This is a genomic window from Streptomyces sp. NPDC006261 (genome assembly GCF_040613515.1).
Classification (GTDB): domain Bacteria; phylum Actinomycetota; class Actinomycetes; order Streptomycetales; family Streptomycetaceae; genus Streptomyces.
In genome coordinates this window covers 26,980-52,319 of the sequence record NZ_JBEXSI010000015.1, presented here as the reverse complement: position 1 = coordinate 52,319, position 25,340 = coordinate 26,980, and the positions used below count along the sequence as shown (strand labels likewise).

Annotated in this window: 23 protein-coding genes and 1 pseudogene; 14 read left to right on the top strand and 10 right to left on the bottom strand. The window is 72.0% G+C overall.

Translation table 11 applies throughout. The annotated features are described in order from the left end of the window. Positions 1-51 precede the first annotated feature (51 nt). The gene (locus ABZ154_RS12275) at positions 52-507 is read left to right on the top strand and encodes an ATP-binding protein (RefSeq protein ID WP_356831613.1); all 456 of its coding nucleotides are present in this window, start codon (positions 52-54) and stop codon (positions 505-507) included. Between the two features lie 90 nt (positions 508-597). Here ABZ154_RS12275 and ABZ154_RS12270 read toward each other — a convergent pair whose 3' ends face one another. Then, positions 598-1,773, bottom strand: coding sequence for a PP2C family protein-serine/threonine phosphatase (locus ABZ154_RS12270; RefSeq protein WP_356831611.1), 1,176 nt, complete (start codon positions 1,771-1,773; stop codon positions 598-600). 86 nt (positions 1,774-1,859) lie between these two features. On the opposite strand from ABZ154_RS12270, the gene ABZ154_RS12265 reads away from it, so the two are divergent. Continuing rightward, positions 1,860-2,375, top strand: coding sequence for a MarR family transcriptional regulator (locus ABZ154_RS12265; protein WP_356831609.1), 516 nt, complete (start codon positions 1,860-1,862; stop codon positions 2,373-2,375). Between the two features lie 221 nt (positions 2,376-2,596). Next, positions 2,597-2,959 carry an STAS domain-containing protein gene (locus ABZ154_RS12260; RefSeq protein ID WP_356831607.1) on the top strand — a complete coding sequence of 121 codons (363 nt, stop codon included), beginning with the start codon at positions 2,597-2,599 and terminating at the stop codon, positions 2,957-2,959. A 35-nt stretch (positions 2,960-2,994) separates the two neighbouring features. On the opposite strand, the gene ABZ154_RS12255 is transcribed toward ABZ154_RS12260, so the two are convergent. Continuing rightward, positions 2,995-3,699, bottom strand: coding sequence for a (2Fe-2S)-binding protein (locus ABZ154_RS12255; protein ID WP_356831605.1), 705 nt, complete (start codon positions 3,697-3,699; stop codon positions 2,995-2,997). Between the two features lie 241 nt (positions 3,700-3,940). On the opposite strand from ABZ154_RS12255, the gene ABZ154_RS12250 reads away from it, so the two are divergent. After that, positions 3,941-5,062: a DMT family transporter gene (locus tag ABZ154_RS12250; RefSeq protein ID WP_356831603.1), complete on the top strand. Its 1,122-nt coding sequence runs from the start codon at positions 3,941-3,943 to the stop codon at positions 5,060-5,062. Here the strand turns inward: ABZ154_RS12250 and ABZ154_RS12245 are convergent. Then, on the bottom strand, positions 5,032-6,408 hold the full coding sequence (locus tag ABZ154_RS12245; protein ID WP_356831601.1) for a transglycosylase family protein: 1,377 nt from the start codon (positions 6,406-6,408) through the stop codon (positions 5,032-5,034). The two genes, ABZ154_RS12250 and ABZ154_RS12245, sit on opposite strands and share 31 nt — an antisense overlap. Before the next feature lie 228 nt (positions 6,409-6,636). On the opposite strand from ABZ154_RS12245, the gene ABZ154_RS12240 reads away from it, so the two are divergent. From ABZ154_RS12240 to ABZ154_RS12230, 3 genes are all read left to right on the top strand, one after another. Further along, a complete protein-coding gene (locus ABZ154_RS12240) occupies positions 6,637-7,704 on the top strand; it encodes a LacI family DNA-binding transcriptional regulator (RefSeq protein WP_356831599.1) in 1,068 nt (355 codons plus the stop codon). Positions 7,705-7,880: 176 nt separating this feature from the next. Continuing rightward, positions 7,881-8,414, top strand: a complete 534-nt coding sequence (locus ABZ154_RS12235; protein ID WP_356831597.1) for a hypothetical protein — start codon at positions 7,881-7,883, stop codon at positions 8,412-8,414. Then, the gene (locus tag ABZ154_RS12230; RefSeq protein ID WP_356831595.1) at positions 8,363-8,737 is read left to right on the top strand and encodes a hypothetical protein; all 375 of its coding nucleotides are present in this window, start codon (positions 8,363-8,365) and stop codon (positions 8,735-8,737) included. The genes ABZ154_RS12235 and ABZ154_RS12230 overlap by 52 nt, the downstream gene beginning before the upstream one ends. 105 nt (positions 8,738-8,842) lie before the next feature. On the opposite strand, the gene ABZ154_RS12225 is transcribed toward ABZ154_RS12230, so the two are convergent. Then, positions 8,843-10,177: an ROK family transcriptional regulator gene (locus tag ABZ154_RS12225; protein ID WP_356831593.1), complete on the bottom strand. Its 1,335-nt coding sequence runs from the start codon at positions 10,175-10,177 to the stop codon at positions 8,843-8,845. 140 nt (positions 10,178-10,317) lie between these two features. On the opposite strand from ABZ154_RS12225, the gene ABZ154_RS12220 reads away from it, so the two are divergent. From ABZ154_RS12220 to ABZ154_RS12205, 4 genes and pseudogenes are all read left to right on the top strand, one after another. Next, complete coding sequence (locus ABZ154_RS12220; protein ID WP_356831591.1) at positions 10,318-11,628, top strand: sugar ABC transporter substrate-binding protein; 1,311 nt, start codon at positions 10,318-10,320, stop codon at positions 11,626-11,628. 11 nt (positions 11,629-11,639) lie between these two features. Continuing rightward, positions 11,640-12,650, top strand: coding sequence for a sugar ABC transporter permease (locus ABZ154_RS12215; RefSeq protein WP_356831589.1), 1,011 nt, complete (start codon positions 11,640-11,642; stop codon positions 12,648-12,650). After that, positions 12,643-13,536: a carbohydrate ABC transporter permease gene (locus ABZ154_RS12210; protein WP_356831587.1), complete on the top strand. Its 894-nt coding sequence runs from the start codon at positions 12,643-12,645 to the stop codon at positions 13,534-13,536. The genes ABZ154_RS12215 and ABZ154_RS12210 overlap by 8 nt, the downstream gene beginning before the upstream one ends. A 20-nt stretch (positions 13,537-13,556) precedes the next feature. Continuing rightward, positions 13,557-13,985 (top strand): annotated as a pseudogene (locus tag ABZ154_RS12205) (family 1 glycosylhydrolase); the annotation flags it as partial. Positions 13,986-14,081: 96 nt separating this feature from the next. On the opposite strand, the gene ABZ154_RS12200 reads toward ABZ154_RS12205, so the two are convergent. From ABZ154_RS12200 to ABZ154_RS12190, 3 genes are all read right to left on the bottom strand, one after another. Further along, the gene (locus ABZ154_RS12200; protein ID WP_356831585.1) at positions 14,082-15,065 is read right to left on the bottom strand and encodes an alpha/beta hydrolase; all 984 of its coding nucleotides are present in this window, start codon (positions 15,063-15,065) and stop codon (positions 14,082-14,084) included. Positions 15,066-15,302: 237 nt separating this feature from the next. Then, on the bottom strand, positions 15,303-16,418 hold the full coding sequence (locus ABZ154_RS12195) for a DUF1996 domain-containing protein (RefSeq protein WP_356831583.1): 1,116 nt from the start codon (positions 16,416-16,418) through the stop codon (positions 15,303-15,305). A gap of 402 nt (positions 16,419-16,820) precedes the next feature. Then, positions 16,821-17,966 (bottom strand): S1 family peptidase, encoded by a 1,146-nt coding sequence (locus tag ABZ154_RS12190; RefSeq protein ID WP_356831581.1) that lies wholly within the window; start codon positions 17,964-17,966, stop codon positions 16,821-16,823. 312 nt (positions 17,967-18,278) lie between these two features. Between ABZ154_RS12190 and ABZ154_RS12185 the strand changes: the two genes are divergently transcribed. After that, positions 18,279-19,310: a hypothetical protein gene (locus tag ABZ154_RS12185; RefSeq protein WP_356831579.1), complete on the top strand. Its 1,032-nt coding sequence runs from the start codon at positions 18,279-18,281 to the stop codon at positions 19,308-19,310. 6 nt (positions 19,311-19,316) lie between these two features. On the opposite strand, the gene ABZ154_RS12180 is transcribed toward ABZ154_RS12185, so the two are convergent. From ABZ154_RS12180 to ABZ154_RS12170, 3 genes are all read right to left on the bottom strand, one after another. Beyond that, positions 19,317-20,834 (bottom strand): carboxylesterase family protein, encoded by a 1,518-nt coding sequence (locus ABZ154_RS12180; RefSeq protein ID WP_356831577.1) that lies wholly within the window; start codon positions 20,832-20,834, stop codon positions 19,317-19,319. A gap of 147 nt (positions 20,835-20,981) precedes the next feature. Beyond that, on the bottom strand, positions 20,982-22,457 hold the full coding sequence (locus ABZ154_RS12175) for a UDP-N-acetylmuramoyl-L-alanyl-D-glutamate--2,6-diaminopimelate ligase (protein WP_356831575.1): 1,476 nt from the start codon (positions 22,455-22,457) through the stop codon (positions 20,982-20,984). A 321-nt stretch (positions 22,458-22,778) separates the two neighbouring features. Then, a complete protein-coding gene (locus ABZ154_RS12170; RefSeq protein WP_356831573.1) occupies positions 22,779-22,919 on the bottom strand; it encodes a hypothetical protein in 141 nt (46 codons plus the stop codon). A 285-nt stretch (positions 22,920-23,204) separates the two neighbouring features. Here ABZ154_RS12170 and ABZ154_RS12165 point away from each other — a divergent pair, with 285 nt between their 5' ends. Together ABZ154_RS12165 and gndA are read left to right on the top strand one after the other, a co-directional pair. Continuing rightward, positions 23,205-23,759, top strand: a complete 555-nt coding sequence (locus ABZ154_RS12165; RefSeq protein WP_356831571.1) for a DUF5709 domain-containing protein — start codon at positions 23,205-23,207, stop codon at positions 23,757-23,759. A 99-nt stretch (positions 23,760-23,858) separates the two neighbouring features. Then, on the top strand, positions 23,859-25,301 hold the full coding sequence (gene gndA / locus ABZ154_RS12160; RefSeq protein WP_356831569.1) for an NADP-dependent phosphogluconate dehydrogenase: 1,443 nt from the start codon (positions 23,859-23,861) through the stop codon (positions 25,299-25,301). Positions 25,302-25,340 lie beyond the last annotated feature (39 nt).

The window sequence follows — 25,340 nt, the reverse complement described above, 5'->3', positions numbered from 1 at the left end:
CGAATGGCGGAATAGGGTCTCCGAACTCACTGCGGCGCCTGGCTGGAGCACATGAACACAGAGGTCACCTCACCACCGGAAGACCCCGGCCGGGGTCTGCGGTCCACGGAGGTACTGCTGAGCGCCGAGGTCTTCGACGGCGAACCGGGCTGCATCGCGCTCGCGCGTGCCCTGGCGGACCGTTTCCTCACCCGGCTCGCCGTGGAGTGCCTGGCGCCGATCGGCGAGCACACCCGCAGCGATCTGATGCTGGCCGTGAGCGAGCTGGTCACCAACGCCGACCGCTACAGCCACGGCCCGTACCTCCTGGAGCTGGAGGGGAACGCGGAGCTCATGAGCGTCACGGTGTACGACAGCAGTACGGCGATGCCCGTGCTGTACGGCCCCGACCCGTCCCGGCTGGGCGGGCACGGCATGGAGATCGTCGTGGCCCTGTGCGACCGGCTCACCGCCGAGCGGGTGCCGGTCGGCAAGCGGATCCGCGCGGAGTTCCAGCTCTCGACCTGACCCGGACGCGGCGACGCCCCCGGGGACGCGGCGCGCGTCCCCGGGGGCGTCGTGCTGCGGTCTCAGCTGCCGCCGCCCCGGTATCCGGTCTCAGCTGTCGTCGTCCTGGCGGCCGAACCAGTCCACGCAGACCACCAGTGCGTCGTCGAGCGTCTCGGTGACGCGGTACTCGGCCAGCTCGCCGAGGATCGCACGCGGGACGGTGGCCGCCGGCAGCAGCCGCGTCGCCTGGATGGCCCGGGCCAGCGCCCGTTCGCCGTACGTCTCCCCCGCGGGGGACACCGCCTCGTAGACGCCGTCGCTGAGCAGCAGCAGCCGGTCGCCGGGCTCCACGTGGAACTCCTGGACCGTGTAGTGCGACTCCTCGAACATGCCGAGCGGAAGCTGGGCCTCCAGCTCCACACGCCGGACCGTGCGGCCTCGCTGGATCCACAGCTGCGGCGATCCCGCGTCCACGACGCCGACCCGGCCGGTCGCCAGCTCGAAGCGGAGCAGCAGCGTGGAGACGTGCGAGGCCCCGCGGTGCTGGTCGTACAGCGCCTGGTCGGCGAGGGCCGCCTGGTCCGCGATGCCGATGCCGGCCCGGCGGGCGTTGCGCAGGGCGTTCACCGCGAGGTTGGTGAGCAGCGAGGCCTGTATGCCCTCGCCCATGCCGTTGGTCACGGCGAGGGTCAGCTCGTCGGCGTCCGCCGCCCAGTCGAAGTTGTCGCCGTGGATGGAGTACGCCGGCTCCAGCTGGGCGCCGATGGCGAACTCGGCGGCGGTGCAGGCTCGGGCCGGCAGCAGCTGCCACTGCATCTCGGCGGCGAGCGTGAGACGGGTGGTGCGCCGGGCGCGCTGGTAGATGTCGGTGTCCCGTTCGGCGACCAGGATCTCGTGGCCCAGCAGATCGGCCACGTGGGTCAGCTCGCCCACCATGTCCGGGGCGGACCGCGCGGCCGGCAGCCGGACGGTGAGGATGCCGAGGCGTTCGCCGCGTACGGTCACCGGGAGGTAGTGGTCGACCGCGTCGCCGTGCCGGACCTGCTGTTCGCGGGGCTCCTGGCTGCCGAAGGCCCGGCCCTCCGCACTGTTGTGCAGAGAGAGCGGTTCCTCCTCGCCGTCGGGCGGGTCGAGGCACTTGAGGACCCTCAGACCGTAGTCGGCCAGATGCAGCTCCACCGCCAACGCACCGTAGGCGTCGGCCAGCATGGTGCGCAGCGTCGCCAGCAGCGCGTGCGGAGCGGCGGCCCTGACGGCCGTCTCGATGTCCGGTCTTCTGTTCACGGTCTCTCGTACATTCTTCGTCCTGCGACGTGGTAGGGGCTGGGTCCGGGCTGACAAGCGGGGCCGACGGATGACAGAGTGGATGAATGCCCCACTCCACCCGCCGCCCGCGCACCCGCGCCGAGGTGTCCGCCGACGCCTCTGCGGCCTCGGAGCTGCTGGAGGTGCTCTGGGGCCGTGGCCAGGAGGCGGCCGCTTCGGGGACGGTATCGCCCTCCCAGCTCCGGGCCCTGCTCGTGATCGAGAGGCAGGAAGGCACCAATCTGCGCTCGTTGGGCGAGGCGTTGGGCTCGCGCGCGCCGTCGGTCAGCCGGCTGTGCGACCGCATGGAGGCGATGGGGCTCGTGCAGCGGGCACCGAGCCCGACGAGTCGGCGCGAGGTGGTGCTGCGACTCAGTCTGCGCGGCCGGACTCTCCTCGAAGAGTACCGGGCCCTGCGCGCCCGCGAGGTGGGCGCCGTGCTGGAACGGATGGAACCGGCCGCCGTGGCCGCGCTCGCGGAGGGCCTGGCGGCCTTCCACGTGGCGGCTTCGGAGCGGCTCTCGCCGGAAACGGGTGCGGCGAGCCCCCTGCTCCGCGATGATGTCGCCGACAGCGCCTAGCCTCATCCAGCCCCTGCTTCCGCTTCTCCCGGTGCGTCACCGCCGACGGCTGGTCCTTCAACCGTTGCGGACCAGATTGTTACCCAATGGAGAATGTTGTCAAATGGCAACTGTTCCTTCTATCGTTACCCTCGTACCCCGCCGTGAGCAGGGACGGAACATGCCGACCCGTCCGGCACACCGGCTTCCTTCGTCCGCCCGAACCGCCCGAGGTGCCTTCCGTGCAACCACCGCCCAGCGAAGACAGAGCCGTCAGTATCATCACCCGTCAGGAACGGGGTGCTCTGGTCCTCACCGTGTCGGGTGACCTCGATATCGACAGCGTCCCGCCGCTCGGCCGGGCACTCGGGACAGCGGCCGAAGAGGGTTTTGGACCTGTCGTCGTGGACCTCTCGGGTGTGGGCTTCGCCGACTCCACCACGGTCAACGTGCTGCTCCAGGGGCAGACCGTGCTCGGCGGCCGGCTGCGGCTCGCCGCGCCCTCCCCGTTCGTGCAGCGGCTGATCGGGATGATCGGGCTCGACAGCGCGATCCCCGTCCTGCAGAACGTCGACGAAGCCATAGACGCGACCCTGCCCTCCTGACCCTTCCGGCCCGGTGGCCGGGGGCGGCCCCGCGTCTACCGAGCCGCTCCGGGCGTACCCGGCGCTTGGTCGAAGACGCAGTCGCCGCAAAGCCCGCCGCCCGGACAACGCCAGTACAGACAGCAGCTGCGCCGCCGGAACGCCGGGCCTTTCGGGGAACCGGTGGAGCACAGGTCGGGGTGGTCGAACAGCTCGGCCGCCAGGGCCCGGGCCCGCTGGGCCACATCCGGGCGGTCCTGCCCGCGCGACCAGGTGACCAGCTCGCGTACGGCCCCGGCGAGCGCGGACCCGGCGTTGCCCCACAGCAGCTGCGGGGAGATGCTCCCGTCGCGCCGGACGGCCTCGGCCAGCGGCACCAGATGCCCGTACTGGACCTGTTCGCGGATCAGGTCCGCCGTCCCGGGCAGCTCCTCGGGGTCCTCGAGCCACAGATCGTCCGGCGAGGTGTGGAGCGGGTCCCAGTGCAGGGTGTCCGCCGCGAGGCCGGGGATGCGCCCGAAGAGCGCGGCCGGGCCCAGCGCGATGGACCAGAGCCGGGCGGCGAGGCCGAGATGGGCGATGGAGGCGGCGACCCGGCGTTCGGGGGCGCCCAGTCGCGCCGCGACCCTGTCGACCCGCGCCGTCAGGGGAGCCGTGCCGCCGGCGTACAGCTCCCCCAGCGGCCGGTGGGAGCCGCCGGGGACCGGCTCGGTCCGCAGGGCGAAGAAGCCGCCCACCGAGGCCGTCTGCGCCAGGTCCATGCCCCGCTCCTCACTCGCCGATCACCGGGTCGGCGCCGGAGCGAGGCCGGCGTCCGGCGACGGCGTGTGCCGTCCGCGCTGCTCACCGTATCCGCCTGGGCACGACTTCTGACGGCCGGGCCCGGAAGGACTACCGTCGAGGGGAGGACCTCGGTCCTCCGGCCGTACTACTGGGGCAGTACGTGGAAGTGACGTCTCAAGGACGACGACGTGGCGCCCCGGACAGGACATCGTGGTGTACATGAGTTCCCTCGCGCTGTCTGTGCTGCTGTCACTGGTCTCCGCGGTCGCCTACGCGGCCGGGGCGATCGTCCAGGAGCGGGTGGCCGCGCGCGGCGACAACTCCCCGCACGCCCTGGTGCGGAACGCGGTGTGGTGGGTGGCGGTACTGCTCAACGGGGTCGGCGCCGTCCTGCACGTGATCGCCCTCGCCTACGGTCCCCTCAGCCTGGTCCAGCCGCTCGGTGCGCTGACGATCGTCTTCGCCCTGCCGATGGCGGCCCTCTTCGTCGGGCGCAGGGCCGGAGCGACGGCCTGGCGCGGTGCGCTCATGGCGACGGCCGGTCTCGTCGGGCTGCTGGCCCTCACGGGCAGCGCCGAGCCGCACACCCTGCGCGGCCCCGAGCAGCTGGCGCTGGCCACGGTGACCTTCGGGGCGGTCGGTGCGCTCACCCTGCTCGCCCGGGCGCTGCGCCGCCCGGTGCTGCGGAGCGCGGTGCTGGCCACGGCCGCCGGAGGCGCGTTCGGTATGGCCTCGGTCTTCACCAAGACCGTGGCCATGGAGTGGACGTCCGGCTCGGTGCGCTCGGGGCTCCCGACGCTGCTGGTGATCGCCGGGCTCGCGGCGGCGGGCCTGTTGCTCTCCCAGGCCGCCTACCGGGGCGCGGGCCTCGCGGCTCCGCTGGCGACGGTGACGGTGGTCAACCCGGTCGTGGCCGCCGCGATCGGGATAACGCTGTTCGGCGAGCACTTCCGCCATGGCGCCGCCGGCACGGTCCTAGCGCTCGCCTGCGGGGCGCTGGCGGCGGGCGGCCTGGTCCTGCTGACGAAGGAGCGGCTGAGCGCGGAGCAAGCCGGGGAAGGGCGCCTGCTCCGAGGCGCGGAGGACGCGGAGGAGGCGGAGGACGCGCAGCCGGAAGACGCCGGCGGTGCGCAGGGCGCGAAGGCGCGACCCGAGGAGGCGCCGGTCGCCGTCGGGTCGACCTGCGTTCCGCCGCTTCCCCTCCGGCCCGGCAATGCGGTTCCGCGCGTGGAGTTCGGTGGTCCTCGCCGGGCGGGGCACGACCGGCGCGGTGAGCCGGCCGCCGCCGCCCCGCAGCCGGAGCGGACGGTTCAGACGCTGACGCCGCCTGCCCTGAGGTAGGCCAGCGGGTCGATGTCCGACCCGTAGCCGGGGCCGAGGCGCACCTCGAAGTGCAGGTGCGGGCCGGTGCTGTTGCCGGTGGAGCCGGAGCGGGCGATCCGCTGCCCTCCGGAGACCGACTGCCCCTCCTTCACATGGAGCGCGGAGAGGTGGGCGTACTGGCTGTACTTGCCGTCCTCGTGGCGGATGACCACCTCGTAGCCGTAAGCCCCCGCCCAGCCGGAGGAGACGACCCGGCCGGAAGCCACCGCCTTCACCGACGTCCCGGTGGGTACGGGGAAGTCGACGCCCGTGTGATAGCCGCTGGACCAGGAGCCGGCCTGGCGGTAGGCGGTTCCGGTGGAGGCGGAGACGGGGGCGCTCATGCCGGAGCGCTTCACAGCGCGTTCGGCAGGCGCCTGCTTCTGCGGCTGGGGCGCGGCTCTCCTGCGCTCCGCGCGCTCGGCCTCCGCCTTCCTCTGCGCCGCCTTCTCCGCCTCGGCCTTCTTCTGCTGTTCGGCCTTCTTCAGGTCGGCCTTCTGCTGTTCGGCCTTCGCCGCGGCCACCCGCTGCTCGGCCTTCCGCGTCTCCTCGGGCCGGGGCTCGGCCGCCTCCCGCTGGGGAGGCCTGGGCGCCGTCCGCTGCTTCTCCGTCTGCCGCGGTGCGGGCTTCTGGGCGCTCGCCCCGTCCCCGCCGCGCGGCGCGAGACTCAGCCGCTGGCCGGGAAAGATCAGGTCGGGGTTGTCCCCGACGACCGTGCGGTTGGCCGCGTAGAGCTTCTGCCAGCCGCCGCGGACCCGCTGGGCGTCGGCGATGCCGGAGAGCGAGTCGCCGCTCGCGACGGTGTACGCGTCCCGTTTGCCCGGCACATGGGTCGGCTTCGCCGCAGCGGGCGTCACCCTGGGCTGCCGGGGCGGAGCGCTCTGCGGCGCCGCGGCCTGGGCGGGCCGGCTGCCCGCGCTCTGCGGGGTGGTGCCGGGAGCGTCCCCACCGCGGGTCAGACCGGCCTTCACGGAACAGGCCGGCCAGGCTCCGGGCCCCTGGCCCTCGAGCACCCTCTCCGCGATGGCGATCTGCTGGTCCCGGGTGGCGAGGTCGGCGCGCGGCGCGTACTGCGTACCGCCGAAGGCCGCCCAGGTCGGGCCGCTGAACTGCAGCCCGCCGTAATAGCCGTTGCCCGTGTTGACCGCCCAGTTGCCGCTCGACTCACAGGCGGCGACCTTCTCCCAGACCTCCCCGGGGGCGGCTCCGGCCGAGGCAGCGGTGATGAGCGGGAGCGCTATGCCCGCACCGCCCGCCGTCACCGTGAGCGAGGCACGGTTGATCCGGCTGGGCTGGTATCTGCGGTGCCGACCGTTTGCGGCCATGACTGGGCTCCCCCACTGGCGTTGGGACACGTCGCAAGCCGCAAACGTAGGGCGGCGCGAAGACTGATCACAAGGGAATGGTGATAGTCGGCCACCTTGGCCGGGTGTGTGGCCGAATTCCGCCCCTGGACGCTCGGCAGGGCCTCCGTACCCGGCCCTCACCGACAGCCGGGAGTCGCGCGCCGCCGCCGATGGAGAGCGCTCTCCACAAGTGCTATAAAGGCGCTCATGACGGATGATCGGCGGTCGGCCGGAGCGCCAACCCTGGAGGACGTGGCGCGGGCGGCCGGTGTCTCGCGGGCCACCGTCTCCCGGGTCATCAACGGCGTGCGCAACGTCGATCCGGGGATCCAGGAGGTCGTGCGGCAGGCGGTCTCCGTCACGGGCTACGCGCCGAACCGGGCGGCCCGCTCCCTGGTGACCCGGCGCACCGACGCCGTGGCGCTGGTGGTGTCGGGGGCGGGCGGGGAGGGGAGGGGCCCGGTGTCCAGGGAGGACGGCTCCTTCACCGCGCAGGTGTTCGCCGACCCGTTCTTCGGCCGGGTGGTCACCGGGGTGGTCAACTGCCTGCGCCCGCGCGGGATGCATCCGGTGCTGATGTTCGCGGAGACCTCGCGGGCGCGCGAGGAGGTGGTGACGTATCTGCGGCAGGGCAGCGCGGACGGGGCGCTCATCGTCTCCACGCACGCCGAGGACCCGCTGCCCGGCCTGCTCACGGAGGCGGGACTCACAGCGGTGCTCTACGCGCGCCCCGCCCGGCCCGTCCTCATCAGCTACGTCGACCTCGCCCATCAGGACGGCGCCCGGCTGGCTGCCGAGCACCTGCTGGCCCGGGGCTGCCGCCGGATCGCGACGATCAGCGGCCCGCTGGACGTGCCGGCGGGCCAGGCCCGACTGGCCGGCTTCCGGGACACGATGGCGCGCCACGGGCACCCGTACACCCCCATCGCCGAGGGGCGGTTCACGCAGGAGAGCGGTGAGGCGGCGATGGAGCGGCTGCTGGCGGAGCGTCCGGATCTTGACGGGGTCTTCGCCGCCAACGACCTGATGGCGATGGGGGCCTGCCATGTGCTGCGGGAGCACGGCCGCCGGGTGCCCGACGACGTGGCCGTGGTCGGTTTCGACGACAGCAGCGCGGCCCTGGCGTGCCGGCCGCCGCTGACCACGGTCCGTCAGCCGGTGGAGGAGATGTCCGCCCAGATGACCCGTCTCCTGTTGGACCGGCTGGCCCGCCCGGGCTCCCCCGCCACCTCGGTCATCTTCGAACCGGAGCTGGTGGTGCGGGATTCGGCCTGAGGCCGGGCCCTCTCCGGCTCACCCGCGTGTGGGAGTGCTACCGTGCCGTGCACCATCAACCGGGCTGCACACGGGAGACGTTGTGCGGCGGCCTTCCGGAAACGGATGAGCTCAGGGGCGCGGAGGGCGACGCGGACCACCCGGAGCTGGGAGCTCATCGCCGCACCTACCGGCCGGTGCGCAGGACGCCCTCCGCGTACGCGTTGCTCCTGCTGACCCTGGTCCCGTTCTCGGCCCTGGTCTGCCTCCTGACGATCCTGCTGGGCGCGCTCCTCGGCCGGGACGGGAGCGTCGCGGCCGGAGTCTTCGGAGCACTGGTGCTGCTGGGGTCGTTCGCTGTCCGGGTGCTGTGGTACCGGCGGCACACGAGGGTGGAGTTCCGCCGTAACGACAAGGGCCTCGCCGCCGTCGCGGCCGACGGCGGCGAGGTGGTCCGTCCCTGGCGGTCCACAGCCGTCCGCACGGACGGCTTGAACCGCTACAAGCTGTCCAACGCCGGGGGGACGGTCGTCACGCTGGGGTCGGCGGAACGCGCCCCGGTTGTCGGCGGGGAGAGGATTTCGGGCCTGCGTACCCGTACGGCGACCGGTTCGCCGAGCTCACCTCCCTCGCGATCACCCGCACCTTCGACGCCCTCCACCTGGGCGACAACCAGGCCGTGCAGCTGGTCAAGGAGTACCTCGGCGGCCTGGCGGAGGACGGCCCGGTGAAGAAGATCTTCCACCGGTGGGCCGAAGGCTCCGGGCGGCCCCCGCCCGACGGCCGCCGGCTCGTACGGATCGACGTCCGCCGCCTGACCGCCGTGGCCTACGAGCGCACCGCGGCGGCGGTCGACCGGGCCGACGCGGGGCTGCTCACCTTCTACGCACGGTTCGGCGTCGGCATTACCACCGGGGACGCATCGCTGATTCCGGCGGTCGACCTGGCGAACCAGCACCGGTACCTGCGAGAGGGCACCGGCCACTGCACGGGCTCCGCCGGCTCCGCGACCGGTGGGACCGGCACGGGCGGAGGGAGCGGCGGCCGCCGCTGAGCCGAGGCCGCCGGTCCGTCCCCGCCCTGCCGTTCGAGGGACCGGCCGGACCTTTCCCGCCCCGCCGCCGAGGGACCGACGCACGGCGCGGGGATGACCCCCGGCTCAGCTCGTCGGGGTGCGGTGGCGTTCCCGCACCGCTTGAACGGCCGTACGGGGCGGCGTACCGGTGACGCCCGGGCCCGGGCGGCTGCCGCCGCGGGTCAGGAAGTCGGCCAGCGGGAGCGTGGCGGCGCCGACGGTGACCGCGTCCGGGCCGAGCCGGCCCATCTCGATGGTCGTGCGGGCCGCCGCGTGGCGCAGGGCGTACTCCCCCGCGTACCGCCGGATCTCGGGGAGCAGATGGGGGCCGAGCAGCAGGCCCGCCCAGCCGCCGAGCAGGATCCGTTCGGGCCGGAAGAGGTTGACCAGGTCCGCGAGGGCCGCGCCGAGGCACTCGGCGGTCTCGTCCAGGAGCGAGAGGGCGACCGCGTCGGGAGCGGGCCCGCCGGGCGGGGGGTAGGCGGCGGCGAGGAGTGCGGCGAGGGCGGTCTCGTCGTCGGCGTCCTCGGGGAGCGGGCCGCCCGCCTCGCGCCAGCGCTCGCGCAGCGCCTCCGCGCCGGCGTACGCCTCCAGGCAGCCGATGGAGCCGCAGCGGCACCGGCGGCCGCGCAGCTGGACGGTGGTGTGGCCCCATTCGAGGGCGAGGCTCGTGCGGTCCTCGGCCAGGATGTCGCCGTGGTCGACGCAGGCGCCCACCCCGGAGCCGATGAGCGCGATGGCGGCGGCGCCAGCGCCCCGCCCGCCGCCGAACCACATCTCGGCCCGGCCGAGCGTCTTGGCGCCGTTGTCGATGAAGAGGGGCACCTCGGGCGGCACGTCGACGGCCTCGCGGAGCAGCTGCTCGAAGGGGACCGCCTGCCAGCCGATCGTCTGGCCGTGCACCACGGCGGTGCGCTGACCGTCGGGGCCTTCCGGCCCTTCGCGCTCGATGATGCCGGGGACGCCGACGCCGATGCCGAGCAGCCGGTGCGGGTCCGCGCCCGCGTCGCGCAGGACGTCGGCGACGCCCGTACGGACGTGGGCGACGATACGGTCGACGTCGTACCCGTGTTGGGCCAGCAGTCTTTCGGTGCGGGCCAGTTCGGTCAGGGAGAGGTCGAAGAGCTCCACGCGCACCCGGGTCTCCCCGATGTCGATGCCGACCAGCAGCCCGCCGTCCGCGGCTACCTTCAGCAGCGTACGGGGGCGGCCGCCGTCGGATTCGACGATGCCGGCCTCCTGGAGCAGCCCCTCGGCGGCCAGTTCCGCAACGACGTTGCTGATGGATCCCGAGCTCAGCCCGGTCGCGGGTCCGAGCTCCTGGCGGCTCAGCGGACCGTCGAAATACAACCGTTGCAATACCCTTGCCCGGTTGCCCCGCCGCAGGTCACGCACGGTTCTTCTGTTGCGCTCGGCCATGTTGCTCCTTCCCTCCAGGAACATACCCGGTCCCAGACCTTGACGCGACCTTCCCTCATCTCTTAAATCACGGCATAAATTAAGTCATGGAGGCCGTTCGGCTCCCGAACGCAGCCATCCCCGGAAAGGGGCCACCTCACATGCGTCACCTCAGAGCCGCAAGCGCCATCACCCTCGCGATCGCCATCACCGTCGCCGCCACCGGCTGCGGCGGCGGGCCGGGCGGCACGGGGAGCAACGAGTCCCCGAAGACCCTCACGTACTGGGCCTCCAACCAGGGTCCCAGCATCGAGGCCGACAAGGAGATCCTGACTCCCGAGCTGAAGAAGTTCGAGAAGGAGACCGGGATCAAGGTGAAGCTCGAGGTCGTGCCGTGGGCCGACCTGCTGAACCGGATCCTCGCCGCCACCGCGTCCGGTCAGGGCCCGGACGTGCTGAACATCGGCAACACCTGGTCGGCGTCGCTCCAGGCGACCGGCGCGCTCCTGCCGTGGGACGAGAAGAACTTCGAGGCGATCGGCGGCCGGGACCGCTTCGTCGACTCGGCGGTCGCCTCGGCCGGCAAGGAGGGCGAGCCGCCCGCCGCCGTGCCGCTGTACTCGCTGGCGTACGCCCTCTACTACAACAAGAAGATGTTCGCCGAGGCGGGCATCGACGGGCCGCCGGCGACCTGGGACGATCTCGTCGCGGCGGGGAAGAAGATATCCAAGGGCGACAAGTGGGGTCTTGGCGCCGAGGGCGGCAACCTCTCCAACAACATCCACCAGACCTTCGTCCTGGGTCAGCAGCACGGCGCCGACTTCTTCGACAAGGACGGCAAGGCGACCTTCACCTCGGACGGTGCCGTCGCCGCCGTGAAGCAGTACATCGACTTCATGGCCAAGGACAAGATCATCGCGCCGGGCAACGCGGAGTACGCCCAGAACCAGTCGCTCACCGACTTCGCCAAGGGCAGGACCGCGATGGTGCTGTGGCAGGCGGCCGCCTCCACCTTCGCCGCCCAGGGCATGAAGCCGGAGGACTGGGGCGCGGCCCCGGTGCCGGTCCCCTCGGGCACTCCTGGCACGGGCAAGCAGGTCAACTCCATGGTCGCGGGCATCAACATCGCGGTGTTCAAGAACACCAAGAACATCGACGGCGCGAAGAAGTTCGTGAAGTTCATGACCAGCGACGAGGAGCAGAAGCACCTCAACAAGACCTACGGGTCGATCCCGCCGGTCAAGGCGGCCCAGGCCGACGCCGCCTTCGGCGCCCCCGACCTCAAGGTCCTGCGCGACACCCTCGCCACCAGCGCCGCCCCGCTCCCCCAGGTCCCCGACGAGTCGCAGTTCGAGACCGCCGTGGGCACCGCGGTGAAGGAGCTGTGGGCGGACGCCGCCGCCGGACGCCCGGTGACGGAGGAGTCCGTCAAGGCACGCCTCGAAAAGGCCCAGCAGACGATGCAGCAGTGAGGCCCTGATCCATGACCGCCACCGTCACCAACCCCGAGGCCGACAAGTCGGCCGCCGGGGGCACGAGCCGGGGCACCGGGGTTGCGCGCCGGAGACTGCCGCGCATCCCCGACCGGATCCGCCAAGGCGGACTGCCCTGTCTCCTGCTCCTGCCCGCCGTCCTGCTGGAACTCCTCATCCACATCATCCCGATGATCATCGGGATCGTGATGAGTTTCCGTCAGCTCACGCAGTTCTTCATCAGCAACTGGGGTGCGGCGCCCTGGACCGGTCTCGGCAACTACAGGATCGCCGTCGACTTCGACGCGCCGATCGGTGAGGCCCTGCTCCACTCGTTCTTCGTGACCTGCGTGTTCACGTTCTTCTCGGTCGGGTTCGCCTGGCTGCTGGGGACGGCGGCGGCGATCCTGCTCCAGGAGAGCTTCCGGGGCCGGGGCGTTTTGCGGGCGATCTTCCTCGTGCCGTACGCCCTGCCGGTCTACGCCGCCGTCATCACCTGGGCGTTCATGTTCCAGCGGGACAACGGCCTGATCAACCACGTGCTGCACGACCAGCTCGGGATCACCGATGAGCCCTCCTTCTGGCTGATCGGTGACAACAGCATCTACACGCTGATCATCGTCTCGGTCTGGAAGGGCTGGCCGTTCGCCTTCCTCATGCTGATGGCGGGCCTTCAGAACATCCCGCGTGAGCTGTACGAGGCCGCTTCGATCGACGGCGCCGGCGTCTGGCAGCAGATCCGCAAGATCACCCTGCCCTCGCTGCGCCCGGTCAACCAGGTGCTGGTCCTCGTGCTCTTCCTCTGGACGTTCAACGACTTCAACACGCCGTACGTCCTGTTCGGGAGATCGGCGCCGGAGAACGCGGACCTCGTCTCGATCCACATCTACCAGTCCTCGTTCGTCACCTGGAACTTCGGCACCGGCTCGGCGATGTCCGTCCTGCTGCTGCTCTTCCTGCTGGTCGTGACGGCCGTCTACCTGATCCTCACCTCGCGCGGAAGGAAGGGCGCCGATGTCTAGCCTCACGCGGACCTCCGGCTCCGCCCGGTCGCGGACCCGCTCCCCCATGGCTGCGCCGCGGTCCTTCCTGTGGACCCGCCGCATCGTCCTCACGCTGCTGGCAGGCTTCGTCCTGCTGCCGGTCTACGTGATGGTCAGCAGCTCGCTGAAACCGCTCCAGGACGTGTCGGGGAAGTTCCAGTGGATCCCCTCCACACTGACGATCCAGCCGTACTTCGACATCTGGGAGACCGTTCCGCTCGCCAGATACTTCGTCAACTCGCTGATCGTGGCGGGCTCGGCGACGGTCCTGTCGGTGACGATCGCGGTGTTCTCCGCCTACGCGGTGAGCCGCTACACGTTCCGGGGCAAGCGGGTCTTCACCGTCACGGTGCTCTCCACACAGATGTTCCCGGGCATCCTCTTCCTGCTCCCGCTGTTCCTCATCTTCGTCAACATCGGCAGCTCCACCGGCGTCGCCCTCTACGGTTCACGCGGCGGCCTGGTACTCACCTATCTGACGTTCTCGCTGCCGTTCTCCATCTGGATGCTGATCGGGTACTTCGACTCCATCCCGAAGGACCTCGACGAGGCAGCCCTGGTGGACGGCTGCGGCCCGGTCGGCGCCCTCTTCCGGGTCGTCGTGCCGGCCGCCGTGCCGGGCATCGTCGCCGTCTCCGTCTACTCGTTCATGACGGCCTGGGGCGAAGTCCTCTTCGCCTCCGTCATGACCAACGACGCCACCCGGACCCTCGCCGTCGGCCTCCAGGGGTACGCGACGCAGAACGACGTCTACTGGAACCAGGTCATGGCCGCCTCGCTCGTGGTGAGCGTGCCGATCGTCGCCGGGTTCCTGCTCCTGCAGCGCTACCTCGTCGCCGGACTCACCGCGGGAGCCGTCAAGTGACCCCCGCGGAAAGGCAGCACGTGAGAGACCTCAACGCCCTCCCGGCCGACTTCACCCGGGGCGTCGCCACCGCCGCGTACCAGATCGAGGGGGCCGTCACCGAGGACGGACGCTCCCCGTCCCTCTGGGGCACGTTCTCGCACACCCCCGGCACGACCGACGGCGGTGACACCGGCGATGTGGCCTGCGACCACTACCACCGGGTCCCCGAGGACATCGGCCTGCTCAAGCAGGTCGGTGCGGACGCCTACCGATGCTCGATCGCCGGGCCGCGCGTCGTGTCGGGCGGCGACGGGCCCGTCAGCAAGGCGGGCCTGGACTTCTACGACCGGCTGGTGGACGGGCCCCTGGAGGCCGGGGCCACCCCGTTCGCCACGCGCTACCACTGGGACCTGCCGCAGGTGCTCCAGGACCGGGGCGGCTGGACCGTACGGGAGACCCGCAAGCACGCGGGGCGCCACGCGGGGCTGCTCGCCTGAGCTCGCGCTCCCGCCTTTCCACGGGCTCCGGGCCGTGGTGGTACGCCGCCACGGCCCGGAGCCTTTTCACGTGGCGAGGAGCACGTCCCGCAGGCGTGCGCCGAAGACCCGGGGGTCCTCGGCAAGGCCGATGTGCCCGCCGGGGAACTCCGCGACCCCGGCGTCCACGCGCCGGGCCAGCCCTTCGGCCGCGACGGCGGGCAGGAGGGCGCGGGAGTCCCGGCCGACGCCGACGGCCAGCTGGGCGGCGGCGGCCATGAGGTCCGGGGCGTGACCACTGAAGGGGCAGAGCACGTGCTCCAGGAAGACGGGCAGGTTGGCGTGCATCCGGCGGAAGGTGGCGGTCTGTTCCGGGGTAGGGGCCTGCTCCTGGGTGGGGGCCTGTTCTGAGGTGGAAGCCTGCTCCTGGGTGGGTGCCTGGTCTGCTGCGGCGACTTGTTCCGGGCCGGAGGCGGTCGTCTCCTCCGGCGCGAGCCGCGCCGCCATCGTGGCCGTCGCCGCCGCCACCCCGTCCTGCCGGAAGGCCTTCCGTACGGCCGAGAAGAGCGCGCGCCCCGCGTCCGGGTCGGGCAGCAGCGCCACCACGGGCGGTTCGTGCGCGACGACCCGGCTCAGCCGACCGGGGTGACGGGCCGGCGCGTCCAGCGCGACGACAGCGCTCGAACTCGAGCCGAAGAGCGCGGCCGGCGCCCCGTCCGGCGACAGCAGCCCGATCAGCCGAGCAACGTCGTCGGCGTGCGTCGCGGGCGACTGGTCCGTCACCGGGCCGTCCAGCGGGCTGCGCGAGTAGCCCCGCGGGTCGAAAGTGGCCACCGTCCAGCGGTCAGCCAGATCCGTCGCGATCGCGTCGTAGATCCCCGCGTCGGCGCTCCCACCCGGCATCATCACCAGCAACGGCCCCTCGCCGCGCACCTCGTGGTGGAGGGTGGTGCCGTCCACCTTGAGCAGGCCCGTACGGCCGTCCTGTCGGTCATCGCTGTCTCCGTTCGGCCGCCCCGGGGCACGCCGATCGGTCCGGCGGAAGGCGGCGGTCTCCTGGAAAGGGTCCACCGTACAAAGGGGGAGGCCCTGGCGGCGACGGATTTCCGCGGCCCCCCGGGTCTGTCCCACCGCACCGCCAGCGGCGAGAGAACGGTGCGGCAGGTCTCGCCGTCCGGCAGGAAAAGGCCAGGGGACAAAAGAACGGGCTAAGGGAAAGGGGAATGGGAATGGGAGAGCGCTCTCCACCGTAGGCAGGGTGCGCCCACGGTGGAGAGCGCTCAAGAAGCGGTCAGGCGATCAACTCGGTCAGGGCAGCTCGTAGTTCTCGTCCAGAGCAGCCCCCCGGCCCGGGTTGTTCTCGTCGTAGCCGCGGGCGTTGCACTGGAGACCGCCGACGACACAGTGGTCGACCAGGGCGTCCAGCGTGGCGTCGTCCCAGGCGTTGAAGAAGTCGTAGTGGAAGGAGTGGCCGGTCCCACTGGCCAGTCTCACCTGCGACATGTCTCCGTTGACCGGCCACGCCATCTTGAACTCGATCATCGGCAGGGCGACCGGGTGGCTCGCCGGGCAGACGTCCTGGTTGGCCCCCATCACGACCGGATAGGCCATGTGGGCCTTGTGGTCGGGGGTGTCCAGGTATTTCCCGTCCCAGCAACTGGGTGCCTGCATACGCAGGTTCAACTGAGTGTCCGGACTGGTGGGGCAGGCCGCCGGGAAGTCGTAGTTGCGGTAGCTCTCACCGCACTCGTACCCCTCGACCATGCCGGGGTGGTCACGGAACTGCTCGGCGGTCTGGGTCGGGCTGCCGACGACGAACCGCAGCCCCTTGGGGAAGGGCCGGACGGTGCGGTAGTCGGTGACTCCGGCCTTGTAGTAGATGGTCTGCGGTCCGATCGGGCGGATCTCCTCGTTCCCGTTGTAGAGGGTCGGCATCCAGTACGCCGAGAGGTCTCCCGGCGCCACGCAGGCCGTGCCGCCCGCACCCAGCGAGGCGGTGGTGCTGTCCGCGTTCGTGGTGTCGTTCCCCATGAACGTGTGGTCGTGCGACGCGCCGGCCTGACCTGGGTAGACGATCGGGTCGTCCGGGGCGGTGTGGGTGACCGAACAGTTCGCCTGGAACTCGTGGAAGTAGCGGTGCGGGGGTATCTCCTGGGACGGTTCCACCCCGGTGACCGGCGGATTCGCCGGAATGTAGCCGTCACCGTCGGGGTCGTCCCCGAAGGCGACGGGCTCGGCGGCCGCCATCGTGTGCCCCCGCATCACGGGGGACGCCGCGGCGGGCTGATCGGCGGCGGCCCGGGGGGCGGCGGTCGCGGTGGCCCCGACGTTCGTGATCGCGGTCAGCCCCAGGGCCACCAGGGCCAGGGCGGTCGCCACGATCAGCACGGACACCAGGGTCATTCTGTTGAGTCTTGTCGCCATGCGGACCTCCATGCCGCTCTGCGTCCATGCACATCGAGTGCACGGTGGGGGGAGATTGAGCTGGGCGGTGCAGCCGGGAAGAGCCGCCGCTCCAGAGCGCCCACGAGGGCCGGAAAGCGGCCGGAGACTGTCTGGGAGAGCGCTCTCCAAGGCGGTGACAGTGTTGCGTCGATGCTGAGAGGGTGTCAATAGCTCGCTGACGGCGCTCTGCGCAACGGGCGTTGGGGTAGCGGGCCAATTGGGCGGCGGGTACAGAGTCACCCGGGAAGCGGAGCGGAGGCAGGCGCACGAAAGGGCGGCCACCCTCACACGGATGCGGCCCCGCCCGTGGGCGGGGCCGCTCAGGCACCTGACGTACGCGTTCACCTCACCCACGGGAGCCGGGCGGCCGGCTCCCCCGGATCACGCGGTGTGCAGCCTCAGCCCGTACCGGTTGAGGATCTCGTTGATCGGCTGGTACCAGGTCTCACCGCCGCTGGAGCAGTTGCCCCAGCCTCCCGAGGTGACACCCTGGGCCTGGTCGCCGCTGATGAACGAGCCACCGGAGTCGCCGCCCTGGGCACAGACGCTGGTCTTGGTCATCTGGTGCACGGCGCCCTGGCTGTAGTTGACGGTCTCGTTCTTGGCGAGGACCCGTCCGCAGTGCCAGCGCGTGGTGGAGCCGGAGCGGCAGACCGAGGCGCCGATCGGGGCCTCGTTCGAGCCGCGGACCAGCTGGTCGGGGACGGTGCCCCAGCCGAGGACGACGGGGACGGTCCACCAGCCGCTGCCGACGTTCACCCAGGCGTAGTCGTCGCCCGGGAAGGACGAGCCCTGGAAGTTGCCGATGTAGGAGTTGTCCCAGCCGCGGACCTGCTGCCCGGTGCCGCCGCAGTGCCCGGCGGTGACGAAGCCGCCGTGCACGGAGAAGCCGATCGAACAGCGGACGTTGCCGGTGTAGTACGGGTCGCCGCCGACGGTCCCGGCGGCGAAGGTCTGCGGGGCCTTCGCCGTCCGCTCCACCGTGACCGGCCCGGCCTTGCGGGCCTTGGCGACGAAGGTGCGGACATCGTTGTCACCATGCGCGGAGCCGACGACGTTCACAACAACGCGGCTGGTCGCGGGGTCGACGCGCCAACTGGCCACGCCGTCCGGCGCGCTCAGGGCGTCGATGCGCTTCATGGTGGCGTCGAGCTGGGCGGCCGAGTGCTCGACGACCCGGGTCTGCGCGCCGGCGGCCCGTACGGCCCCGGCCTTGCCGGCGTCCGTGACCGCCACGGTCAGTTCGCCGGTCGCCGGGTCGAACCAGGACCCGCCGTAGGCAGAGCCCGCGGCGCGCTGCGCCTGCGGTTGCAGGGCCGTCGCCGCCCTCTCCTGCGCCAGCCGTGTACGGGCCTGGCCCTCGGTCAGGCCGAGGTCGCGCTGCATGGCGGAGAGCAGGGCCGCGGAGGCGGGGAGCTCCGCGGAGCCGGCGGGGGCGGCGGAGGCGGTCGACGGGCCGGCAGCGGTCCAGGCACCGAGGATCAGGAGCGCGGACAGACCGGTCCGCAGGACGGTTGCGTGTCTCAAGGGAGTGACCCTTTCTGTTGTTCCAGCTTCGTGGGGGTGGAACGGGAGGCATCCGGGGAGCGCGTCCGGACCAAGTCCCTGAGAGCGCTCTCAGAATGCGTCGCCCCGGACTGTAGCGGAGTTCAGTAGTCAGGTCCATGCCAATGACGAGATGGCCCGGAGGGGCCAGCCGGAGCGGTGGTGCGCCGGGCATCCCGCCCGGGCCGCAAAGGCGCCCCCGTACTGGGTTTGAGTAGGCGTACTCAACCGGCCGACCGAGTTCCGTCCTACTGTCACAGGAACACAGGGCAGCACCACCCCGAGGAGCAGACGATGGCCGGATCACGCCGCAGACAGTGGAGAGCCGCCGTCACCTGCGTGCTGGCAGGGTCGCTGGTCGCCCTGGCCGGCGCCTGCGGGGTGGTCACCACCAAGGAGGACCGCCGGGCGGCGGAGGAGCTGGCCGACAAACACTTCCCCGGGCAGATCAAGGCGATCGGGGCGCGCACGCTCTTCCCGGGTACGGGAGGCTCCGAGGTCACCTTCGCGGTGGCCGACGACCGGGACGCCGTGGTCCGGCTGCGCATCAATGCGGACAAGGGCAGCTGCGACGGCAAGGAGTGCGCCGGCGTGCTGACGGAGGCGGTGGCGCGCGGACGGGCGGACGCGGCCGCGTTCCGCACCCTGCGGGGCGCGTTCGACGCGTGCGGCTACGAGGTCATCGCCCTCGGCCCCACCGGCACGCCACCGTACGTGGTGGCCGAACTGACCAACGCCACCGTGCGGCAGGTGCTGGCCGACATCGGGGGCTGCGTCCAGCGCTGGGTCACGGCGAGCGGAGCCGACAGCCCGCTCGCGAAGGGCAAGGCCTCGTACGTGCACGTGGTCTCCCCCGCCATCGCCGACAAGCGCGTTCCAGGCAAGGACTCCTGGCCCACCCTGATGCGTCTGACCCGCGGCGGCCTGCTCGCCTCGCTCACCAAGCACACCTACTACTCGGCCAGTTACGACATCGCGGACGGGCAGGTGGACACAGCGGGCAGCGCCCTCGTGGTCCGACCGCCCAAGGAGAGCCAGGCGTTCGGGAAGACGGTCCAGGACGCCGTACGGGAGGAACTGCGCGCCACCTACCCGAACGTGGTCATGAGCACCTACCAGTGGGTGTGGCGCCTGGAGCCGGGCCGGATCGACCGGCAGACCGGCTATCTGCTCTTCTGCCCCGAGCCGGGCGAGCGTGGGCGCTGCGTCAACGGCGACGACGCGGTCCTGGTCACCACGGACGAGCGCGGCAACCCGGTGGGGAAGATCCGCGTGGTGCACGACGTGCGGGAAGGTACGGGGGCACTGCGGCTGCCGCCGTACTAGGCCGTGTCAGGGGGCCAGCAGGGGCAGACCGGCCGCACGCCACCGATCGCGGAAGGTGCCGGTCTCCCGGGCTTCCTCCCCGGCCGCGCACCATACCCGCACCGCCCCACCTTCTCCGCCGCCGCTCAGAGGGGCCCAGCCCGGCTCCCCGTGGGTGGCGAACGCGGCCCAGGCGCCGGCCATGCGGTGCGACAACTCGTGGTCGGCCGGGCCGGGCGGGCCGCCGGTCAGGAAGTGGAGGCTCTCCTCGTGGAGGTTCCCGAAGGCGAAGGGGATGTCCGCGCAGTGCCAGGCCCGGACCCGCCCGCCGTCTCCGCCGCATCTGCGGTCGAAGCGGGAGAGGAAGGTACGCCCACCGGCCCGGGCGTGGGCCTCGGCGAGCCGGCTGCTGTATTCGGCGAAGAGGAGGTCTCCGTACAGGGCGAGATAGGCGTCGAGGACGGGACCGGCGTCCGGCAGACGGTCGCGGTAGGCGTCGACGAGCTGCGGTGGCAGGCCGAAGTCCCTCGCGAACGCGCCGAGTTGCCGTTCGGTGGTGACCTTGGCGCTACTGCCCACCGCGTCCAGGAGCCAGTACTCCTCCGTCGTGTGGCAGACCAGCAGCTCCACCTCCGCACCCGCCCCGGCGGCCAGCGACTCCAGCGGGTCGGACGGCAGGAGAACGTCGTCCGCGACAGGCCCGTAGATCGCCGGATCGTAGTGGCGCTGCCCGGAGCCGGGGTCGTGCCGGTACCGGTCGACGATCCGGTCGGATGCGCTCACCAGCGTCTGCGGTGACGCGGCGAGCAGCCCCGCACGGGTGGCGGGCACCCCGGCCGCCGCCGCGACCTCGGCGGTGGTGCGGGCTGCCCCCTCGACCGTGGCGCAGGCGTTGACGGCGCTGTGCAGGATGGCACGGTGGAACAGCCCGCGTGCCCGTTCGGTCGCCATCAGGCAGGCCACGGAGGTGGCCCCCGAAGACTGTCCGGCCACGGTGACGCGCCCGGGTGAGCCACCGAAGGCGGCGATGTTGCCTTGTACCCACTCCAGTGCGGCGATCTGGTCGAGCAGCCCCCGGTTGTCGGGGCAGGCGGGCCCCTCGCCGTCGGCGGGGACGTGGCCGAACCCCTCGAAGCCCAGGCGGTAGTTGAGCGTGACGACGACGAGCCCCCGGGCGGCGAGGGAGGTGCCGTCGAAGTCGGGCTGGGCGGAGGAGCCGAAGACGTAGGCGCCACCGTGGATCCAGACGAGCACGGGCAGGCTACCGGCCCCGTTCGCCGGCGCCCAGATGTTCAGCGTGAGGATGTCCTCGTCCCCAGGCGACCAGGCCGGGGAGCCGGGCAGTTCGGCGGACTGGGGCGCCACGGGACCGAACGCCGTGCACTCCCGTACGCCGTCCCAGGCCTGCGCCGGACGCGGCTCCCGGAACCGGTCCGCGCCGAACGGCGGTGCCGCGTAAGGAAGTCCGAGTACGGCGACGATCCCCGGATCCCGCCCGGAGCGCCGCCCCCGTACCTGCCCCGCCTTCGCGGTGAATACGTCCACGGCTGCCGCTCCCCCGCCCTGCTCCGCCCGACCGCCCGGCGTTCGGCCGTGCGGTTGGCAGGATGTCAGCCGGCCTGCCCATCGCGCCAACACCTTTTCGCGGGTGAGCGAGGTGGGCGAGGTGGGCTCCCGGGGACGGCGGACTGCCTACTGGCCGATCAGTTCGCGCACCGTCGCCATGTCGCTGAAGGGCAACAGCTCGTCACCGACGATCTGGTGGGGCTCGCTGCCCTTGCCCGCGATGAGCACGATGTCGGCCGGCCCCGCCGAGGCGAGGGCGGAGGCGATGGCCGCACGGCGGTCCGTGAACCGTTCGAACGGCGTTCCGGTCGCCGCGATGCCGGGCGCGATCTCGTCGAGGATCACCTCGGGGTCCTCGTACCGGGGATTGTCCGAGGTGAGGACGCACAGATCGGAGTGGGTGCCGGCGATGGTGCCCATCTCGGCGCGCTTGGTGGTGTCGCGGTCGCCGCCGCAGCCGAAGACGGTGATGATCCGGGCCTTGGCGAAGCCGCGGATCGTGGTCAGCACCTTGTTGAGGGAGTCCGGCGAGTGGGCGTAGTCCACGATCACCGAGGTGCCCTCGGGGGTGTGGAGGCGCTCGAAGCGGCCGGGGATCTGCGGCATGCGTTCCAGCGCGTCGACGAGTCCGGCCAGGCTGTGGCCGAGCAGGTGGCAGGCGGCCACCGTGGCCAGGGCGTTGGAGACCGAGAACCTGCCCGGGGACGGGATAGCCGCCGGGTACTTCCGGCCGTCGTGGTGCAGGGTGAACCGGGTTCCCGAGGCGTCCACGGCCAGGTCGGTGGCGCGGTAGTCCGCCGGGCCGTCCAGGGCGTACGTGGTCACCGCGTCGGGCATCAGCTGCCGGATGCCGACGCCGACCGGGTCGTCCGCGTTGATGACCGCGCGCCGGCACAACCCCTGGAAGAGGCGGAGTTTGGCGTCCCGGTAGTGCTCCATGGTGCCGTGGTCGTCGAGGTGGTCCTGCGACAGGTTGGTGAAGACGCCCACGTCGATGAAGGTCCGGTCCAGACGGTGGGTCAGCAGGCCCATCGAGGTGGCCTCCAGGACGACGCTGCCGGCCGCGCTGTCGCGCATGCGGCTCAGCAGGTACTGGAGGTCGGGCGACTCGGGGGTGGAGAGCGCCGAGGGCGGCATCGGGATCGGTTCGTCGCCGATCCGGCTCCCCGCCGTGCCGATCACCCCGACCCGGGCGCCCTCGGCGAGCCGCAGCACCGACTCGACCATGTACGAGACGGAGGTCTTGCCGTTGGTCCCGGTGATCGCGATCAGGTCCATCGCGCGGCCCGGCTCGCCGAAGTAGCGCGAGGCGATGACGGCCGCGGCCTTGCGGGCGTCCGGCACCCGGATCGCGCATACGTCGCCCGCCGCCGCGGGGAGAGGTGGTGCTTGGGCGTCGACGACGACCGCTGCCGCGCCGCGGGCTACGGCCGGTGCGACGGCGTCCGGGCCCCCGGCCGCGTGGTCGGGTACCGCGACGAAGACGGCGCCGGGCGTGACCCGGTCCGCGTCGAACGTCGTGCCGGCCGTGATCCTGGTGCGCTCGGGGCTTCCCTGCAGCACATGGTGGTCCTGCCCGGCCAGTAGGTCGCTCAGCTTCACGATGGTCCCTTCGAGTGCGGCTCGGCCCGTCTCTGCGGCCGTCGCCGGGCAGCGGCACGGGCGGTGCGCCGTGTGCCGCGTGATGCGTGATGCGTGATGCGTGATGCGTGATGCGTGACGTGATCAGTCGTGGTTGATGCGATCACTCGTACGTGGTGATGGAGAGCCGGTGCCCGTGGTGCTGGGGAGCCGGCGGGCCGATGCACAGGACCGGCGTGCGCCGGGAGCGGCGGCTCCCTCCGGCGAGGAGAGGCCTGAGTCGTTCGTGGGAGGGGCGGCGGACCGGGGCGTCCGGCCCGGGCCCGCGGACGCCGAAGACCGCTAGCCGTGGCCGTGCAGCGCGGTACGGCCCGTTCCGGGCGCCGCGTCGGCGGGTGCCGGTGCGGCGGCGGGGGCCGTGACCGGGGGCAGCGCGGAGGAGGCCCGGTGCGGGCACTTCCCCAGTTCGGCGCTACGACCCATGAGCCGAGTGTACGGCCCGCCCCGGCGTGCCCCGGCCCGCCCGGAGCAGGCGGGGGCACGTCAGGGCCTCCGTGGAGCCGTTCCGGACGGGGTTGCGCGGAGGTTCCTGCCGGAGGTCATGTGTTCCGGCTTCCGCCCCCGTACGTCAGGGCCGTGACCTCCGTACGGACCCGGCCGGCGCATCATGGCGGACCGCCGGAATCCGATCTTCCCTTTGCGGCCGGAGCGGTACCGGAGTGGAATTGCGTACAGGGGACAGTGGTTCTCCCGAGGGAAGGATGCGCCATGAGCGACACCGACTGGGGGGACGACGTCTACCAGCCTCAGGAGCAGGAGGCTGCCGATCCCGATGAACAGCTCGGCTCCGAGGACACCCTGCTGGACCCATCCGGCACCGGCGATCCACTTGACGAGGGCTATTCACCGCCGGACCGCCCTTGGGTGGTCGAAGGCCTCGGCACCACGGCTGCCGAGAGCCTCACGGGTGAGTCTCTCGAGGCCCGGCTGACCAGGGAACTCCCCGAGACGCCCGGTTTCACCGGCGACGGCGTGGGAGACCTGGCGGGCGGGGACGGCGAGCCCTGGGACGGGAAGGTCGGTGTCGCCCGTGCCGGGCGGCTGACCCAGCAGGCGGACGGCAGTGTCCCGGCCACGCTCACCGCCAGCGATGTGGGCATCGACGGCGCGGCGGCGTCGGCCGAGGAAGCCGCGATGCACGTGATCCCCGAGGACGGGGACGACGAGAGTCTTCTGGACGGGTCGCTGCCCGACGGCGCGCTCGTCGACGGTACTGCCGACGACGGCTCCCCCGCCGGCCGCGAGAAACGGCCTTCGCCCTGACCGGACCGTCGGCGAGCGAAGGACTGAGCGCGTGAACGCCCCCGTCCCCCGTCCCGTACTCCCCTGACCTGACGCCCCCGGAATCGCAGGAGCACACAGATGAGCGGCACCGCCCAGATCGGCGTCACCGGACTCGCGGTGATGGGCCGCAACCTGGCCCGGAACTTCGCCCGCAACGGCTTCACCGTCGCCGTGCACAACCGCACGGCCTCCCGGACCGACGCCCTCGTGGAGGAGTTCGGCGACGAGGGCACGTTCGTCGCCGCTCACACCCCCGAGGAGTTCGTCTCGGCTCTGGAACGCCCCAGGCGACTGGTGATCATGGTGAAGGCCGGGGACCCCACGGACGCGGTGATCCAGGAGTTCGCGCCTCTGCTGGAGGACGGCGACGTCATCATCGACGGCGGCAACGCCCACTTCGAGGACACCCGCCGCCGGGAGAAGGAGCTGCGGGAACGGGGGATCCACTTCGTCGGGGCGGGCGTCTCCGGCGGGGAGGAGGGCGCCCTGCACGGCCCGAGCATCATGCCGGGCGGATCCTCCGAGTCGTACACCTCCCTGGGCCCGATGCTGGAGAAGATCGCCGCGAAGGCGAAGGACGGCACCCCGTGCACCGCGCACATCGGCCCCGACGGGGCCGGGCACTTCGTGAAGATGGTGCACAACGGCATCGAGTACGCGGACATGCAGCTGATCGCCGAGGCGTACGAGCTGCTGCGCCGGATCGCCGGGTACTCCCCCGCGCAGATCGCCGACACCTTCCGGAGCTGGAACACCGGGCGGCTGGACTCGTACCTCATCGAGATCACCGCCGAGGTCCTCGCCCATACGGACGCGGCCACCGGCAGGCCGTTCGTCGACGTCGTCCAGGACCGCGCGGAGCAGAAGGGCACCGGGCGCTGGACGGTGCAGATCGCACTCGACCTGGGCGTTCCCGTCTCAGGGATCGCCGAGGCGGTCTTCGCCCGCTCGCTCTCCGGCCACGCGGACCTGCGCGAGGCGTCGCGTGAGCTGCCGGGCCCGGTGGCGAAGCCGCTGGAGGGGGCGGGAGCGTCGGCGTTCGCGGACCGGGTCGAGCAGGCCCTGTACGCCTCGAAGGTCGTCTCGTACACGCAGGGCTTCCACCAGATCCGGGCCGGCAGCGAGGCGTACGACTGGGACATCGACCTCGGCTCCGTGGCGGCGATCTGGCGGGCTGGCTGCATCATCCGGGCCGCGTTCCTGGACCGTATCCGGGCCGCCTACGACTCCCGGCCCGAGCTGGTGAGCCTGCTGTCCGACGAGGAGTTCGGGCGGGAGACGGGGGCCGCGCAGGACGACTGGCGCGCGGTCGTGGCGGAGGCGGCGCGTCAGGGCGTGCCGACGCCCGGTTTCGCCGCCGCGCTGTCCTACTACGACGGGATGCGCGCGGACCGGCTGCCCGCGGCGCTCACTCAGGGGCAGCGGGACTTCTTCGGGGCGCACACCTACCGGCGTACGGACCGGGAGGGGTCGTTCCACACGCTCTGGGGCGGCGACCGGTCCGAGGTCGAGGCGGGCTGAGGCGTACGCGCCGGGGGTGGGGGCGTCACGGGTGGGGGC